This is a genomic window from Thauera terpenica 58Eu, from assembly GCF_000443165.1.
Taxonomy (GTDB): Bacteria; Pseudomonadota; Gammaproteobacteria; order Burkholderiales; family Rhodocyclaceae; genus Thauera; species Thauera terpenica.
Genome location: NZ_ATJV01000048.1, coordinates 167,808 through 183,904 on the forward strand (window position 1 = coordinate 167,808; position 16,097 = coordinate 183,904).

The window sequence follows — 16,097 nt, forward strand, 5'->3', positions numbered from 1 at the left end:
GTGATGTAGATCAGCCGACTCCGTGCTTGGGCACCCAGGCAGTCATGGGCGCACTAGCGGCCAACATGCCTATGTGCTCCAGCACATAGACGCCGCTGTCATGGTTGACTAGGCTGAACGAGGGGGCTTTCGAACATTCGCGCAGCAGCGGCCCAGCAAGCAGAAAAGTTCGGACTTCCTCTCAGGAAAGCCCGCCATGAATCAACTGGTGGGCATTTTGGATGTTGCCAATTTCGCAATGCGCTCGGCGTTGTGAAAGTTTTTGTTTCTGGAATGGGCACTCAATTTGAAACCCGGCAAGTCGCTTACGGAGTCTTTCAGCCAGTTGCTCAAGGGCCGTCGCAAGGCTGGCTGGTTGGCAACGCCGCCACCTGAAGAAGCCCCGCTGCGGGCCGCCTTGTACAGTGCCGACCAGATGGCGCAACACGGCAAGGCGTTGGCTGCGTCGCACCGTCTTGTCCCCAACGCGGTCGCCGATCGTCTGCTCCTTCGTCTGGCTGACAACGAACAGGTCCTGGTCGACGTTTGCCGCCGCTTGACTTCCCTTGTCACCGACAAGCGTCGGATCACGCCCGCCGGTGACTGGCTGCTCGACAACTTCTACTTGATCGAGGAGGAGATCCGGACAACGAAACGGCACTTGCCCAAAGGGTATAGCCGGGAACTGCCGCGGCTGTCCAACGGCCCGTCGGCTGGCCTTCCGCGTGTTTACGACATCGCGCTGGAAACCGTTGCGCATGGCGATGGGCGCGTCGATCCGGAGACCTTGAGGCGCTTCGTGGCGGCCTATCAGACCGTCACCGACCTGCGTTTGGGCGAGCTGTGGGCGATCCCGATCATGCTGCGCCTGGCCGTGATCGAGAACCTGCGCCGGGTGGGCATACGCATCGCAGCGGCCTGGGATGAACGCAAGCTCGCCGAGCTGTGGGCGGAGCGCATGATCGAGACCGCCGAACACGATCCCAAGAGTCTGATTCTGACCATCGCCGACATGGCGCGCTCGAAGCCGCCCATGGGTAGCGCTTTCGTCGCCGAACTGGCCCGTCGTCTGCAGGGTCGTGGCCCGGCGCTGGCGCTGCCATTGACCTGGATCGAACAACATCTGGCCGAGTCCGGCCTGACCGTCAGCCAGATGGTACAGACTGAAAACCAGATCCAGGCGGCCTATCAGGTCTCGGTCAGCAACAGTATCGGCAGTTTGCGCGTCATCAACGCGATGGACTGGAAGACCTTTGTCGAAACCCAGAGCATTGTCGAACAGACGCTGCTTGGCGACCCCGCCGGTGTCTATGGCGCCATGGATTTCGCCACGCGTGACCGTTATCGCCATGCGATCGAAGCACTTACGCGAAAAACCGAGCTGTGTGAACGATCACTGGCGGCCAGAGCGCTGGAACTGGCGCGCACGGGTGCTGAGCGCGGCGGTGGGCCGGCTGAACACGTCGGCTTTTATCTGATCGGCCCCGGCCTGCCCGTGCTCGAAAGCACGCTGAAGCTGCGTCATTCCTTTCACGACCGTGTGCGCCGTGCAGCGGGCCGCAAGCCGCTTCTGATCTACCTCGGCAGCATCGGCATCATCACCGCCCTGCTCACTGCTTACCTGATCGCGCCCACCATTGCGGTCGGACTGCCGCTGTGGGCGATGATTTTACTGACGGCACTGGTGTTGCTGGCGACCAGTCAACTGGCGGTCTCCGTGCTCAACTGGCTGGCCAGCCTGGCGGTCGTGCCGGACGCACTGCCCAAGATGGACTTCTCCAAAGGCATTCCACCCGACTCGCGCACCTTGGTCGTCGTGCCCACCATGCTGAGCAGCGCAGCGGCCATAGAAAACCTGGTCGAGGCCCTGGAGGTGCGCTTCCTGGCCAATCGCGACCCCTCCCTGCATTTTGCGTTGCTGACTGACTTTCTCGATGCCGACACGGAAACGCTCCCGAGCGACGCGGCCCTGCTGCAGTTGGCCAGTGCAAGCATCGATGAACTGAATGCAAAGTTCGGGACCAAAAACGGCTTCACCACGGGAGGGGTGTTCTTCCTTCTCCACCGCCCACGGCGCTGGAATCCGCAAGAAGGCTTGTGGATGGGCCATGAGCGCAAGCGCGGCAAGCTCGCCGATCTGAACGCGCTGCTGCTCAAGGGCCAGGCCGAGGGTTTTTCGCACATTGTTGGCGAAACGAGCTGTCTGCACGGCGTCCGTTACGTCATCACCCTCGATACCGACACCCAGTTGCCGCGTGATGTCGCGCGACAACTCATCGGCACGATGGCGCATCCGCTCAATCGCCCCCGCTTCGACGCCAGCCTGAAACGGGTTGTGAGCGGTTACGGCATCCTGCAGCCGCGGGTCGCGATCAGCCTGCCGAGCAGCCAGCGCTCGCGGTTGGCTCGGCTCTACAGCGGGGACGCTGGAATCGATCCGTATACCCGCGTCGTGTCGGACGTTTATCAGGATCTCTTCGGCGAAGGCTCCTTCATCGGCAAGGGCATCTATGACATCGAAGCCTTCGATCGCGCCATGGGCACCTGCTTTCCGGAAAACCGTGTTCTCAGCCATGATCTGCTCGAAGGCTGCTACGCCAGAGCCGGCCTGCTCAGCGACGTACAACTGTACGAGGATTGTCCCGCCAGCTACCGCGCTGACGTGATCCGTCGCCAGCGCTGGATGCGCGGCGACTGGCAGCTCGCCGATTGGCTGTTCCGCCGCGTGCCCGGCGAAGGCAAGTGCAAACACCGCAATCCGCTATCGGTGCTGTCGCAATGGAAGCTGCTCGATAACCTGCGACGCAGCCTGGTTCCGGCTGCGCTGACCGCCCTGCTGATCCTGGGCTGGACCGTGCTGGCCAGTGTGGACGGTTGGACGGCGGCGATGCTCGGCATCCTCATCCTTTCGCCCGTGTTCGCCATTTGGCTTGACGCCTGCCGCAAACCCGATGAACTCCTGTGGCGCCAGCATCTGGCCGCAGTAGCCGATTCGGCCTGGCGTCACACGCGCCAGTTGGGCTTCGAGCTGGCCTGCCTGCCCTATGAGGCCTACTTCAGCCTCAATGCCATCGTGCGTACGACCTGGCGTGTGCTGGTTTCTCGTCGCTATCTACTCGAATGGAATCCGTCGAGCGAAGTCGAGCGACAACTGGCCATGGCGCGACGTAGTGAATTGGCCGCCTGCCTGCTCACGATGTGGATCGGACCGCTGCTGGCGCTCGCGCTGGGCGGCTGGCTGGCCGTAGCCAGCCCGGAAATGCTGCTGCGCGCCGGGCCGCTTCTGCTGCTCTGGCTGGCGTCGCCGTTTGCCGCCTGGTGGCTCAGTCGAGCGCTGCCCGCCATCAAGGCCAGCATCACGGTCGAGCAGGTCCTCTTCCTGCGCCGGATCGCCCGCCGGACCTGGGCTTTTTTCGAACATTTCGTCGGCCCGGCCGATCACTGGCTGGCGCCGGACAATTATCAGGAATACCGCGGCGCCGCGATCGCCCACCGCACATCGCCGACCAATATCGGTGTGGCCCTGCTGGCCAACCTGAGTGCCTGGGATTTTGCCTATATCCCAAGCGGTAAACTGCTTGAACGAACCGCGAACACCTTGCAAACCATGGCGAGCCTGGAGCGCTACCGCGGTCATTTCTACAACTGGTACGACACCCGGACTCTGCAAATCCTGCCGCCCGCGTACGTATCCACGGTCGATAGCGGCAATCTGGCCGGGCATCTTCTCACCCTGCGCGTCGGCTTGCTCGAGCTGGCCGACGCACCGATCTATCAAGCGAACTTGCTGTCCGGCATCAATGACACGCTCGGACTCGTTGCCGAGACTTCGGCACAAGAACACGCCGGTACGCTGGCGGTCTTTCGCAAGGCGTTTGATGCAGCGACGCTCGAGCCACCAGTGGGCAGCCAAGCCCTATACCGACTATTGCAACAACTGGGCGAAGCTGCCGACGCCTTGCTGGCCGAGGTGCAAGTCACCCAGCCCTTGGTTGATGAGACCAGCCCCAAGAGCGAGGGTCTGAAATGGACGCGGGCGCTCGCCCGCCAGGTAGCACAGGCGCGCGACGAACTGCTTTACCTCAGCCCCTGGCTGACGCTGCCACCGCCGCCCGCAGGGCTGGGGGTCATTGCCGAGATCAGTCACAAAGCCGCCATCCCAAGTCTGCGCAGCCTGAGCAGATTGGCCAGTGAGCCTTGTCCGGAGATTGAAGCGCTGCTGTCAAAACCATTGAATGCGGAGCAACACGATTGGCTGACTGAACTGTCCAGCCACCTCGTGACCGCGGGTGAACGTGCCGCCCAGCGGCTGGGCCTGATCGATGCGCTTGCCCACCAATCCGGCGAATTTGCGCAGATGGATTACGACTTCCTGTTCGACGAGGATCGGCACCTGTTGAGCATCGGCTACAACGTCGGCGCGCACCGTGTCGATACCAGCTACTACGACCTGCTGGCCTCGGAAGCGCGCTTGTGCAATTTCGTTGCCATCGCCCAGAGGGCCTTGCCACAGGACAGTTGGTTCTCGCTCGGCAGGCTGCTCACCGGCACCGGGGGCGAGCCAGCCCTGCTGTCGTGGAGCGGGTCGATGTTCGAGTATCTGATGCCAATGCTGGTCATGCCCAACTACGAAAACACCTTGCTCGATCAGACCTGCAAGGCCGCGGTGGCACGTCAGATCGAATACGGCAGGCAGCGCGGCGTGCCGTGGGGGATTTCCGAATCCGCTTACAACACCGTTGACGTCCACTTCAACTACCAGTACCGCGCTTTCGGCGTGCCCGGACTCGGCCTCAAGCGCGGCCTGGCCGACGACCTGGTGATTGCACCCTATGCCTCGGCGTTGGCTCTGATGGTGGCGCCTGAAGCCGCTTGCGCAAACCTGCAGCGCATGTCTGCCGCAGGCTTTGTCGGCCGCTACGGCTTCTATGAAGCGATCGACTTTACACCCGCGCGCCAGCGCCGCGGCCAGCCGCACGCCATCGTGCGTTCCTTCATGGCTCACCATCAGGGCATGAGCCTGCTGGCGCTGACCCACTTGCTGCTCGACCAGCCCATGCAGCGCCGATTCGTCGCCGACCGCCACCTCCAGGCCATCCTGCCCTTGCTCCAGGAGCGCATTCCCAAAGCCACGACCCTGTTTTCACACACGGCAGAACTGGTCGATGCGCGTTTGGCGTCGACGATTGCCGAGACCTCGATCCGTGTCTTCAACAGCCCGCACACCCCGACCCCGGAAGTGCAGCTGCTGTCCAACGGGCGTTACCACGTCATGGTGAGCAATGCGGGCGGCGGCTATAGCCGCTGGAACGATCTCGCGGTCACGCGCTGGCGCGAAGACAGCACCCGCGACAACTGGGGCAGCTTTTGCTACATCCGTGATCTGGCCAGCGCCACCGTATGGTCCACCGCCTACCAGCCGACGCTCAAGCGCCCGGAGCACTACGAGGCGATCTTCTCCGAGGGGCGCGCAGAGTTCCGCCGCCACGACGCGCTGGACGGCGCGGCTGGCACATTCGAGACCCATACCGAGATCGTCGTCTCCCCCGAGGACGACATCGAGCTACGCCGCACCAAGATCACCAACCGCTCGCAACAGCGCCGTGCGATCGAAATCACCAGTTACGCGGAAGTGGCGATTGCGCCCCCAGCCGCTGACGACATCCACCCCGCCTTCAGCAAGCTGTTCGTGCAGACTGAAATCCTTGCGGCGCGCAATGCCGTGCTGTGCACCCGTCGACCGCGCTCTGCTGCCGAGCAGGTGCCGTGGATGCTGCACCTGGTGACGGTACATGGGGCCATGTCGCTTGCCGTTTCTGCGCAAACCGACCGGGCGCGTTTCATCGGCCGTGGCCACAGCAGCCGCGCACCACGGGCGATGGACGAACCCGGTGCGCTGTCGGGCACCGACGGTTCGGTGCTTGATCCGATTGTCGCCATCCGCCACCACATCGTGCTCGAACCCGAGCAGTCGGTGACCATCGACATGGTGACAGGCATGGCCGAAACCCGTGCCCAAGCCCTCGGCCTGGTGGAGAAATACCAGGACAGACACCTGGCCGATCGCGTCTTCGAGCTGAGCTGGACTCACAGCCAGATCGAATTGCACCAGATCAATGCCAGCGAGGCCGACGCTCAACTCTATGCACGCCTGGCCGCTGCGGTCGTGTACGCCAATCCAATTCAGCGCGCTGATTCGAAAGTGCTGCTCAAGAACCTGCGTGGCCAGTCCGGTCTCTGGGGTTATGCCATTTCCGGCGATTTGCCCATCGTGCTGCTGCAGATCGGCAATGCCGCCAATATCGACCTCGTTCGCCAACTGGTGCAAGCCCACGCCTACTGGCGCTTGAAAGGGCTGGCGGTGGATCTGGTGATCTGGAACGAAGATCACGCCGGCTACCGGCAACGCCTGCAGGACGAAATCATGGGCTTGGTTGCCTCGGGAATAGGGGGCAGCATCATCGACCGTCCGGGTGGCGTCTTTGTCCGTCTGGCCGAACAGATCTCCAATGAGGACCGCATCCTGCTGCAATCGGTGGCGCGCGCGGTGATCACCGATTGCCGCGGAACGCTGGCCGAACAGCTTGACGCGCGCCCGCCCGCCGAAGCGCGCATGCCGCCCCTGGTCCCAAGCCGGCAACGCCACCCCCAAACCTCACCGGCGACCCGCGCAAGCAGCCTCGATCTGCAGTTCTACAACGGACTTGGCGGCTTCTCCGCCGACGGTCGGGAATACATCATCGAGCTGGAGTCCGCTCAGTCAACGCCCCTGCCCTGGGCCAACGTACTGGCCAATCCTCAGTTCGGCACGGTGATCTCGGAAAACGGCAGCGCCTATACCTGGAGCGACAACGCGCACGAATTCCGTCTCACACCCTGGTCCAACGATCCGATCGGCGACGACAGTGGCGAAGCCATCTATGTGCGCGACGAGGACAGCGGACATGTCTGGTCGCCCACCCCCTTACCGATGCGCGCCGAGGCTCCCTACCTGGTACGCCATGGTTTCGGTAGCAGCCGCTTCGAAACCTGCGTGGACGGAATACGCTCCGAACTACAGGTTTATGTCGCCATCGACGCCCCGATCAAATTCTCGGTTCTGAAATTGAGCAATGTCTCCGGGCGAGCGCGCAAGATATCGGCCACCGCCTATGTCGAGTGGGTGCTGGGCGATCTGCGCGCCAAAACCGCCATGCACATCCACACCGAAGTCGCCGCCGGCAGCGGCGCACTCCTGGGCCGGAACCCCTACAGCGCCGACTTCTCTGCCCATGTCGCTTTTCTTGACTGTGATGAGCCGACGCGCACGCTGACGGGTGATCGCAACGAGTTCATCGGGCGCAATGGCTCGCTCAACAATCCTGCGGCCATGAAGCGCAGCCGGCTCTCCGGCCGAGTGGGTGCAGGACTGGACCCCTGCGCTGCGATTCAAGTGGTGCACGATCTACCGCCTGGCGAAGAGCGCGAAATCATCTTCCGTCTGGGGCTTGGGCGCGAGGTGGACGAGGCCAGCCAATTGATCCAGCGTTTCCGTGGTTCGCAGGGAGCGCGCATGGCACTGACCGAGGTGGAGAAGTACTGGACGCACACCTTGGGGGCAGTGCAGGTCGAAACGCCGGACCCAGCGCTCGACGTACTGGTCAACGGCTGGCTCATGTACCAGACCCTGGCCAGCCGGCTCTGGGCACGTAGCGGCTACTACCAGTCAGGCGGCGCTTTCGGATTTCGCGATCAGCTGCAGGACGCGATGACCCTGGTTCATGCTGAACCGGGGCTGCTGCGCACCCAATTGCTGCTTTGCGCCAGCCGTCAGTTCGTCGAAGGTGATGTTCAGCACTGGTGGCACCCGCCATCGGGCCGCGGCGTTCGCACCCAGTGCTCGGACGACTACCTGTGGCTGCCCCTTGCGGTCTGCCGTTACGTGCACGCCACCGGCGACACGGCGATGCTGGACGAAGGGGTCGCCTTTCTCGAAGGTCGTCCGCTCAACCTCGAGGAGGACTCCTATTACGATCTGCCGATTCGCTCCACCGAGACCGCAAGCCTTTACCAGCACTGTGTGCGTGCCATCGAGCATGGCTTGCGTTTCGGTGCGCGTGGACTGCCCTTGATGGGTTCGGGCGACTGGAACGACGGCATGAACCGGGTCGGTATCCAGGGCCGCGGCGAAAGCGTGTGGCTGGGCTTCTTTCTTTACGAGATTCTCGGCAAGTTCAGTGATCTGGCGCTGCGCCACGGCGACCCGAACTTTGCCCACAGCTGTCACGATCAAGCCGAGCGGCTGCGCCGGAACGTCGAAGATCACGGCTGGGATGGCGCCTGGTATCGGCGCGCCTACTTCGACGACGGCACCGCACTGGGCTCGAGCGCCAATGAAGAATGCCGCATCGATTCCATCTCGCAGAGCTGGGCTGTGCTCTCCGGACTGGCGGGATCAGAGCGTGCGCAGCAGGCCATGCAAGCGGTAGACGAACAACTCGTACGCCGCCAGGCCGGCCTCATCCAGTTGCTTGATCCACCGTTCGACAAGGCCAGACTCGATCCCGGCTACATCCGCGGCTATGTACCGGGGGTGCGGGAAAACGGCGGGCAATACACGCACGCCGCCATCTGGACCGCCATGGCCTTCACCACCCTCGGCGACACCGCAAAGGCATGGGAGCTGGCGAGCATGATCAACCCGGTCAATCACACCCGCTCCGCCGCCGGCGTCGCGGTGTACAAGGCCGAACCCTATGTGATGGCTGCCGATGTGTATGCGATGGCGCCACATACCGGTCGTGGCGGCTGGTCGTGGTACACCGGATCCGCAGGCTGGATGTACCGACTGCTGCTCGAGTCGCTGCTGGGCTTGCAGCTGCAAGACAATGCACTGCGCTTCTCACCCTGCCTGCCCGCAGACTGGCCGGAAATCCGTATCCGCTATCGTTATCAATCGACCCTGTACCACATCACCATCAAGCACGCTGCGGATGAGCGCGCCTGCATCACGCTTGATGGTATCGAGCTGCACGATGACGCAATCCCATTAGTGGACGACCGCGTGGAGCATCAGCTGGAAATTACCGTTGCAAACTCAGGCAAGTGACTGCAGCAATGTTTGCAGTCGCTCGGTCCTGGGGCGATCAACACTGCGGTAGAAACGGACGGGGGCGCCGCGTGCACTCACACGGCGCCCCCTGTCCGTACGATCAAGGCAGATTACTTGGTAGCGTCCTTTGCAGCGTCCTGGATGTCTTTGCCGGCCTGTTCGATCTTCTCTCCGGCCTGATCCACGGTCTTGTCCACGGCTTTGCCGGCACGCTCTGCCGGACCTTCCTTCTCGCAGCCAGGCAGTGCCACGAACATGGCGGTCGCGAACAAGGCCATACCCAATATCTTTGCGTGTTTCATCATCTTCCCCCCTTGGTAGTGCGCCCAACGCGGACGCCTTGGTAAATTTTGAACACCTGCCTCATGGACGGTCTGTCTGTCAGCGCACGAACATACGGTCAATACCTTACGCACCCTGCAACTCGGCCTTGTGCCATGGCTATACGCCACAGCCTATCAGCCGCTCTTGCGCACCACCGGCACTTTGCTGCGCACGGTCGTCAGGCGTGGCGCAGACTCCTGCAGGCGAAACTGCTTGGTAGCGAAAGACCACGCCATGCGCGACGCATCGGGTCCGTTGGGATTGCTGAAGCGCAGCTGAGCCGCGCCGCCGCTCCACGCATGGCCGAGCGGACCTACCTCGACCAGGGTCGCGACCAGGGCGCGGCCGCGCTTGTAGTCGGTCACGTCCATGGCATAACGTTTGCCGCGCTGTACCCGACGCACCACACCTTTACGGGCACCGGCCGCGTCAGCCCAGGCCCGCGCCGCCGCCTGGCCATTGCTGCTTGCCACCACGCCGTCCAGGCCACCATGAATAACCAGCAAGGGTGGCCAGGAGGCCCCGATATTGGCGAGCGTGGCCAGTGTGCCACGGGCGGGGGCAGCGTCAGCGGTCCGAGCGTTACGGGCGTTACCCCGGCCATTCATCGCACCCATCGCCGAAAGCGAGGAATGGGCAAGGCCGGGGGGAATTCCCGAATGCATGATGACTGCCTTGAAACGTTCGGGGTGCCGCGTCGCCAGCAGCGCCGCCATGCTGGCACCGGCCGAGAGCCCCGCTACCGCAATGCGGGCGCGATCCACCGGATAGAGTCGGCACACCTGCTCGACGGCCTGATCAATCAGCGCCGCTTCTGCATAGGCACGACCGGAGCGCGTGTCGTACCAGTTCCAGCAACCCTGAGCATTGGCCAGATGGCTCTGCTCGGGGTAGAGCACCAGAAAACGCTCACGCGTCGCGACCTGGTTCATGCGTGTGCTCATGGCAAAACTTTTCGCGTCCTGCCCGCAACCGTGCAGCATCACCATCAGTGGCAGATGCTCTCCCGCCTTGAGGCCCAGCGGCCGATAGACGCGGTAGTTGCACGCTCCGGTGGGGCTGACGACAACCCCCTGCAGCCAGTCGCCTGCCCCGGGCGGCGGCTTGCGCTTTTCGGTCGCAGGCTTGAGCGCTGCGACCAGCGCGCGATTGCCCGCACGCAGGGTTCTGTCGGTCATCATGCCGATATTGCGGGAAACAATCCTGCTCAAGGTGGAACCGAGCTTTCGTCTGGCCAATTTGAAAAATCCTTCAGCTTGTGCGTGACACGAGCTTGTTGCGGGCGCTTTCATGGCTGCCGTGATCCGCAATGCGCTGCCCCCGTGCATCAGTGCTTTCGCACCGCGTGCGAAATTTCACCACGCGAGTATGGCCGCACAAAAGGTCCTGGTCTGTAGGCCTTCACGCCGTGTTTCAGTGACGGCAGTCGCGGCCTGCCCAATCGTGCTGGCGTACTTAAGGCACGCAATACTTCGAGCTGCCTTGCCTTGCCAGTGTGCTCCTCCCCACACCTATCACTCACCGCGCCTATACCGTGGCGCCCGCGACGGGAACGGCCTATGCTCAAACCACGGCGCCGCCTGCGGCCGGAGCGCACCCTCCGCATCTTCTTCGAACTCTCATGGCACGCACCCATCATCGCGAATCGCATTACACCGAACGCATCGGCTGGTTGCGCGCGGCCGTGCTGGGTGCCAACGACGGCATCGTGTCCACCGCCAGTCTGATGATAGGCGTCGCAGCGGGCCAGGGTGAGCGCAGCGCACTGTTGGTGGCGGGGGTGGCCGGGCTGGTGGCGGGCGCGATGTCCATGGCCGCGGGCGAATACGTATCGGTCAGCTCTCAGTCCGACACTGAAGAGGCCGATCTGGCGCGCGAGCGTGCCGAGCTGGCGGCGCAACCCGTCCTGGAACAGCAGGAACTGGCCACCATCTACGTCAAGCGTGGCTTGTCCGCCGATCTGGCGACACAGGTGGCACGACAGCTGATGGAGCACGACGCCCTCGGCGCCCATGCCCGCGACGAACTCGGCATCAGTGTCGCCCTGCGTGCCAATCCCATACAGGCAGCGTGGGCCTCGGCAGCGAGCTTCGCCGCGGGTGCAGCGCTGCCTCTTGTGGCGGCGGTCGCAAGTCCGCAGGCGCAGCTCATCCCGGTAGTGGCGGTCAGCTCCCTGCTCGTGCTCACCGCCCTGGGCGCCCTGGCGGCCCACACCGGGGGCGCCCCGGTGCTGCGCGCATCCCTGAGGGTGGGCTTCTGGGGCGCTCTGGCCATGGCCATCACCGCCGGTGTTGGCGCGCTGTTTGGTACCATCGTCTGACGCAACGAAGGGATCCGAGCTCGAACCATGAAATTCCAGGACTATTACGCAATCCTCGGTGTCCCGCGCAGCGCGACCCAGGACGAGATCAAGCGCGCCTACCGCAAGCTGGCGCGCAAGCACCATCCGGACGTAAGCAAGGATGCGGACGCCGAAGCGCGCTTCAAGGAGCTCGGCGAAGCCTACGCGGTGTTGAAAGACCCCGAAAAGCGCGCCGCCTACGATCAGGTGGGGCAGAACTGGAAAGCCGGACAGGACTTCCAGCCGCCGCCGGGCTGGGACGCGGGGTTCGAGTTCCGTGGCGCGGGTGCCGACGACGGCCTGGACGCCAGCGACTTCTTCGAAGCCTTGTTCGGCCGCCGGGCGCGGGCGGAGCAGCACTATCGTGGTCCTGATCGCAGCCATGCACACCGTGGTCAGGACCATCACGCCAAGGTCTTGATCGATCTGGAAGACGCCTACCACGGCGCCCAACGCAGCATCTCCCTGCGCATGCCGGCGCTCGACGCCAGAGGACAGCTCGTGCTGCAGTCACGCACGCTGGACATCACCATTCCCAAAGGCATTCGCGCCGGTCAACACCTGCGCCTCGCGGGCCAGGGCGAACCTGGCCTTGGGGGCGGGCCGGCGGGCGATCTGTTCCTGGAGATCGGCTTCAACCCGCACCCGCATTACCACGTGGAGGGGCGCGATGTGTTCGCGAACCTGCCGCTGGCACCCTGGGAGGCGGCACTCGGCTGCTCCCTGAACCTGCCGACTCCGGAAGGTCCGGTTCAAGTCACCGTTCCGGAACGTTCGGCCGCAGGGCGCCAATTGCGCCTGCGCGGCAAAGGCATCCCGGGTAAACCTGCTGGCGATTTCTATTTTGTGCTGGCGATTGTCCTGCCCCCGGCGCTGACTGACGCCGACAAGGCCGCCTATCGCGCCTTTGCCAATGCCTTCCATTTCGATCCTCGCGCTACCCCCGCACCCTCGCGAAAGGTTGATCCCAGATGAGCACACACAGCACCCGGAACATGTCGACGCTGATCGTCGAAGAGGAAATCCAGCTCACCCTGGTCGAGCTTTGCCAGGCCTGCAATGCACCCGCGGAGTATGTGAGCGCGTGGGTCTACGAGGGCGTGCTGACACCCAGTGGCCAGACCCCCGAGGACTGGCGCTTCAGCGGCGAGTCACTGCGACGCGCGCAGCAGGCGCGCTGGCTTGCCCGCGATATGGAGGTCAACGCCCAGGGTGTGGGCATCGTCCTCGATCTGCTCGATGAAATTGCCGCCCTGCAGTCACGCCTACAGCGTGCCGGGCTGCGCTGACGCGCGAACGGCCCGAGATGGGACTGTTCGAGCGCTTCCTGACGGTACGGGTCGGGCTGGGGATCCTCGCCGGCGTCGGCCTCGGCCTGGCGGCGCCCGGAGCCTTCCAGGCGATCGTGGGGCTGGAGTTCGCCCAGGTCAACTGGTTTCCGCGCCCGGCCAGTAAGCACGCGGCACTTGAATGAAAACGGCCATGAGCGGCAGCACAGCGCTCGATCAGCCACGCCATGACGTCTTGCTCACCCCCGACCTACCCAAGGTAGACGGCGCGCTGTTCGCGCTGCCGGACACCAAACGGCCGCGCCCGACAACGCCGCCCCCAGCGCTGCGCCGCATAGGGAAGTAACATTATTCAAGAAACTCCTGTAGCGTTGACCGATTAAATCCAGCTATCAATGAATCAAGGGAGTTCATGATGTTCTATGGTTGGCGTGTCGTAGGGGGCAGCTTTGTCTCGCAAGCGTTTGTAATCGGCATCTTTACGTTTTCGGTCAGCCTGCTGACGCAGCCGGTGCAGGAGACTTTCGGCGTGCGCGTAGAGGAGGTGATGTACAGCCTGACCCTGGGTACTTTCCTCGGTCTCTTCGCCATGCCACTGGCAGGCACGCTCATCGACAGAGTCTCCTTGCGCAAGGTGATGATCGTCGGCGTCTTGCTGTTCGCTGCAGGCCTGGCCTTGATCGCGAACACGCAGACCATGACGCAGTACATCCTCGCCTTCGGCTTCACCATGGCGATCGCGCACTCCTTTGCCGGTGCCCTCATTTGCTCCACTGTGGTTTCACGCTGGTTTACGGTGAATCGAGGCAAGGCTCTGGGCATTTCCGCAATCGGTACCTCCGCGGGCGGCGCCCTCATTCCCGTGCTGGTTGCATTCTGGCTGCCTGAGTACGGCTGGCGGGGCACCCTGCTCAATCTCTCCCTGCTGCTGGTGTTCGGCGTGTTGCCTGTGGTGCTGTTGACGATCCGCAGCTGGCCGGTCGACGTGGGCCGTAGCGCCGAGCCTTCACCCGCCACCTCCGGCACCATGGCGGACATCGGAAAATTGTTGTCATTGGGCCAGATCCTTCGCAAGCCCGATTTCTGGTGGCTGGGCCTGTCCCTGGGCTTGCTGTTCGGCGCCTACACCGCGATGTTGTCCAATCTGACGCCGTACGCCACCCAGCTCGGCTATGACGAGCTGCAAGCCTCCCGGCTGATCATGGTGGTGGCGATCGGCGGCATGCTCGGCAAACTCCTGTTCGGCATGGCGGCCGATCGGTTCAGCCTCAAAGTCAGCCTTTGGGTTGCTCAGCTATTTGTCTTGATGAGCTTCATCCTGCTCGCCTCCGACCTGCCCTACGCCTTGATGCTCACCTCAGGTCTGCTGTTGGGCCTGGCTTCCGGTGGCATGATGCCGGTGTGGGGGGCGCTCATGGCGAACCTGTTCGGGCTGGCCAGTTACGGGCGCGCCATGGGCTTGATCGGCCCCCTGGTGACGCTTTGTGTCCTTCCCGCCTTCCCCCTCGCCGGCCGACTGTACGACCTGTCCGGAGACTTCAAGCTCACCTTGTTTGTTTTCAGCGGGGTCGTCGTGGCGGCTGGCGTCCTGCTGATCCCGTTGCGTCTCAATCAGCCGGGCAAACCGGAGTCCGCCGCTTCATGAGCGCTCCGCTCCAACGGGCAGGGATGTGAATTGCCTTCGCGCTGGCTATACTTGCCGCCACATTCACCGAGGGAAACCTGCCATATGAAGCTCGAGACCATTGCCGTACACGGCGGCTACTCACCCGACCCCACCACCAAGTCGGCCGCGGTGCCCATCTACCAGACCACGTCCTACGCCTTCGACGACACCCAGCACGGCGCAGACCTGTTCGACCTCAAGGTGGCGGGCAACATCTACACCCGCATCACCAATCCGACCAACGCGGTGCTCGAGCAGCGCGTGGCCGAGCTGGAAGGCGGCATCGCCGCGCTGGCCGTGGCTTCGGGCATGTCGGCGATCACCTACGCCATCCAGACCATCGCCGAGACCGGCGACAACATCATCTCGGCGTCGACCCTGTACGGCGGCACCTACAACCTGTTCGCCCACACCTTCCCCCAGTTCGGGATCGAGGTGCGCTTCGCCGATTACCGCGATCCGGACAGCTTTGCCAAGCTCATCGACGAGCGCACCAAGGCCATCTACTGCGAGTCGATCGGCAACCCCTTGGGCAACGTCACCGACATCGGCCGTCTGGCCGAAATCGCGCACAAGGCCGGTCTGCCGCTCATCGTGGACAACACCGTCGCCTCGCCTTACTTGTGCCGCCCCTTCGAGCACGGTGCCGACATCGTGGTGCACGCGCTGACCAAGTACCTCGGTGGCCATGGCAATTCGCTCGGCGGCGCCATCGTGGATTCGGGCAAATTCCCGTGGGCCGAGCACAAGGCACGCTTCCGTCGCCTGAACGAGCCCGACGTGTCCTATCACGGCGTGGTCTACACCGAGGCACTCGGTGCCGCAGCCTTCATCGGCCGCGCGCGCGTGGTGCCGCTGCGCAACACCGGCGCTGCGCTCTCGCCGCTCAACGCCTTCCTCATCCTGCAAGGCATCGAGACCCTGGCGCTGCGCATGGACCGCATCTGCGCCAACACGCTGACGGTGGCGAAATACCTGCAGCAACATGACAAGGTGGCCTGGGTGAACTACGCCGGCCTGCCCGACCATGCCGACCACGGCCTGGTGCAGAAATACATGGGCGGCCACGCTTCGGGCATTCTGTCCTTCGGCGTCAAGGGCGAGGGCGACACCGGCGGCATCGAAGCCGGCAGCCGCTTCCAGGACGCCCTGCAGCTGATCCTGCGCCTGGTCAACATCGGCGACGCCAAGTCGCTGGCCTGCCATCCGGCGTCGACCACCCACCGTCAGCTCTCGCCCGCGGAAATGGCCAAGGCGGGGGTGACACCCGACATGGTGCGGCTGTCGATCGGCATCGAGCACATTGACGACATCATTGCGGACATCGAGCAAGCGCTGGCTGCAGTCTGATCAAGTTGAAAAAAAGTGGGGGGAACAGGCCTTCGGTCAGTTCCCCCCACTGCGTTT

Annotated in this window: 9 protein-coding genes and 1 pseudogene; 8 read left to right on the forward strand and 2 right to left on the reverse strand. The window is 63.6% G+C overall.

The annotated features are described in order from the left end of the window. The first annotated feature begins 286 nt into the window (after nucleotides 1-286). Entirely contained in the window at nucleotides 287-9,067 is an 8,781-nt protein-coding gene (locus tag M622_RS27820; RefSeq protein ID WP_031346622.1) for a glycoside hydrolase family 94 protein, read from the forward strand. Between the two features lie 113 nt (nucleotides 9,068-9,180). Here the strand turns inward: M622_RS27820 and M622_RS27825 are convergent, their stop codons facing one another. Both M622_RS27825 and M622_RS27830 read right to left on the reverse strand, forming a co-directional pair. Further along, nucleotides 9,181-9,375 carry a hypothetical protein gene (locus tag M622_RS27825; RefSeq protein ID WP_040830599.1) on the reverse strand — a complete coding sequence of 65 codons (195 nt, stop codon included), beginning with the start codon at nucleotides 9,373-9,375 and terminating at the stop codon, nucleotides 9,181-9,183. A gap of 153 nt (nucleotides 9,376-9,528) precedes the next feature. Further along, nucleotides 9,529-10,575 (reverse strand): extracellular catalytic domain type 1 short-chain-length polyhydroxyalkanoate depolymerase, encoded by a 1,047-nt coding sequence (locus M622_RS27830; protein WP_021248897.1) that lies wholly within the window; start codon nucleotides 10,573-10,575, stop codon nucleotides 9,529-9,531. Nucleotides 10,576-11,015: 440 nt separating this feature from the next. Here M622_RS27830 and M622_RS27835 point away from each other — a divergent pair, with 440 nt between their 5' ends. The 7 genes and pseudogenes from M622_RS27835 (at nucleotide 11,016) to M622_RS27855 (ending at nucleotide 16,040) form a co-directional block, all read left to right on the forward strand. Then, entirely contained in the window at nucleotides 11,016-11,714 is a 699-nt protein-coding gene (locus M622_RS27835; protein WP_021248898.1) for a VIT1/CCC1 transporter family protein, read from the forward strand. A gap of 27 nt (nucleotides 11,715-11,741) precedes the next feature. Beyond that, nucleotides 11,742-12,710, forward strand: a complete 969-nt coding sequence (locus tag M622_RS27840; RefSeq protein WP_021248899.1) for a DnaJ C-terminal domain-containing protein — start codon at nucleotides 11,742-11,744, stop codon at nucleotides 12,708-12,710. Further along, nucleotides 12,707-13,024, forward strand: a complete 318-nt coding sequence (locus M622_RS27845; RefSeq protein WP_031346625.1) for a chaperone modulator CbpM — start codon at nucleotides 12,707-12,709, stop codon at nucleotides 13,022-13,024. The genes M622_RS27840 and M622_RS27845 overlap by 4 nt, the downstream gene beginning before the upstream one ends. Nucleotides 13,025-13,041: 17 nt before the next feature. Continuing rightward, nucleotides 13,042-13,167: pseudogene (locus tag M622_RS40120) on the forward strand (arsenical-resistance protein); the annotation flags it as partial. A gap of 50 nt (nucleotides 13,168-13,217) precedes the next feature. Next, nucleotides 13,218-13,370 carry a hypothetical protein gene (locus M622_RS40125; protein ID WP_021248902.1) on the forward strand — a complete coding sequence of 51 codons (153 nt, stop codon included), beginning with the start codon at nucleotides 13,218-13,220 and terminating at the stop codon, nucleotides 13,368-13,370. A gap of 66 nt (nucleotides 13,371-13,436) precedes the next feature. Then, complete coding sequence (locus M622_RS27850) at nucleotides 13,437-14,669, forward strand: MFS transporter (protein ID WP_021248903.1); 1,233 nt, start codon at nucleotides 13,437-13,439, stop codon at nucleotides 14,667-14,669. Nucleotides 14,670-14,753: 84 nt separating this feature from the next. Then, a complete protein-coding gene (locus tag M622_RS27855; RefSeq protein WP_021248904.1) occupies nucleotides 14,754-16,040 on the forward strand; it encodes an O-acetylhomoserine aminocarboxypropyltransferase/cysteine synthase family protein in 1,287 nt (428 codons plus the stop codon). Nucleotides 16,041-16,097: the final 57 nt, after the last annotated feature.

Coding starts and splice junctions, on each gene's coding strand:
- M622_RS27830 (WP_021248897.1), bottom strand. CDS start 10,575: ATGATGACCGACAGAACCCTGCGTGCGGGCAATCGCGCGCTGGTCGCA.
- M622_RS27825 (WP_040830599.1), bottom strand. CDS start 9,375: ATGATGAAACACGCAAAGATATTGGGTATGGCCTTGTTCGCGACCGCC.
- M622_RS27855 (WP_021248904.1), top strand. CDS start 14,754: ATGAAGCTCGAGACCATTGCCGTACACGGCGGCTACTCACCCGACCCC.
- M622_RS27845 (WP_031346625.1), top strand. CDS start 12,707: ATGAGCACACACAGCACCCGGAACATGTCGACGCTGATCGTCGAAGAG.
- M622_RS40125 (WP_021248902.1), top strand. CDS start 13,218: ATGAGCGGCAGCACAGCGCTCGATCAGCCACGCCATGACGTCTTGCTC.
- M622_RS27835 (WP_021248898.1), top strand. CDS start 11,016: ATGGCACGCACCCATCATCGCGAATCGCATTACACCGAACGCATCGGC.
- M622_RS27840 (WP_021248899.1), top strand. CDS start 11,742: ATGAAATTCCAGGACTATTACGCAATCCTCGGTGTCCCGCGCAGCGCG.
- M622_RS27850 (WP_021248903.1), top strand. CDS start 13,437: ATGATGTTCTATGGTTGGCGTGTCGTAGGGGGCAGCTTTGTCTCGCAA.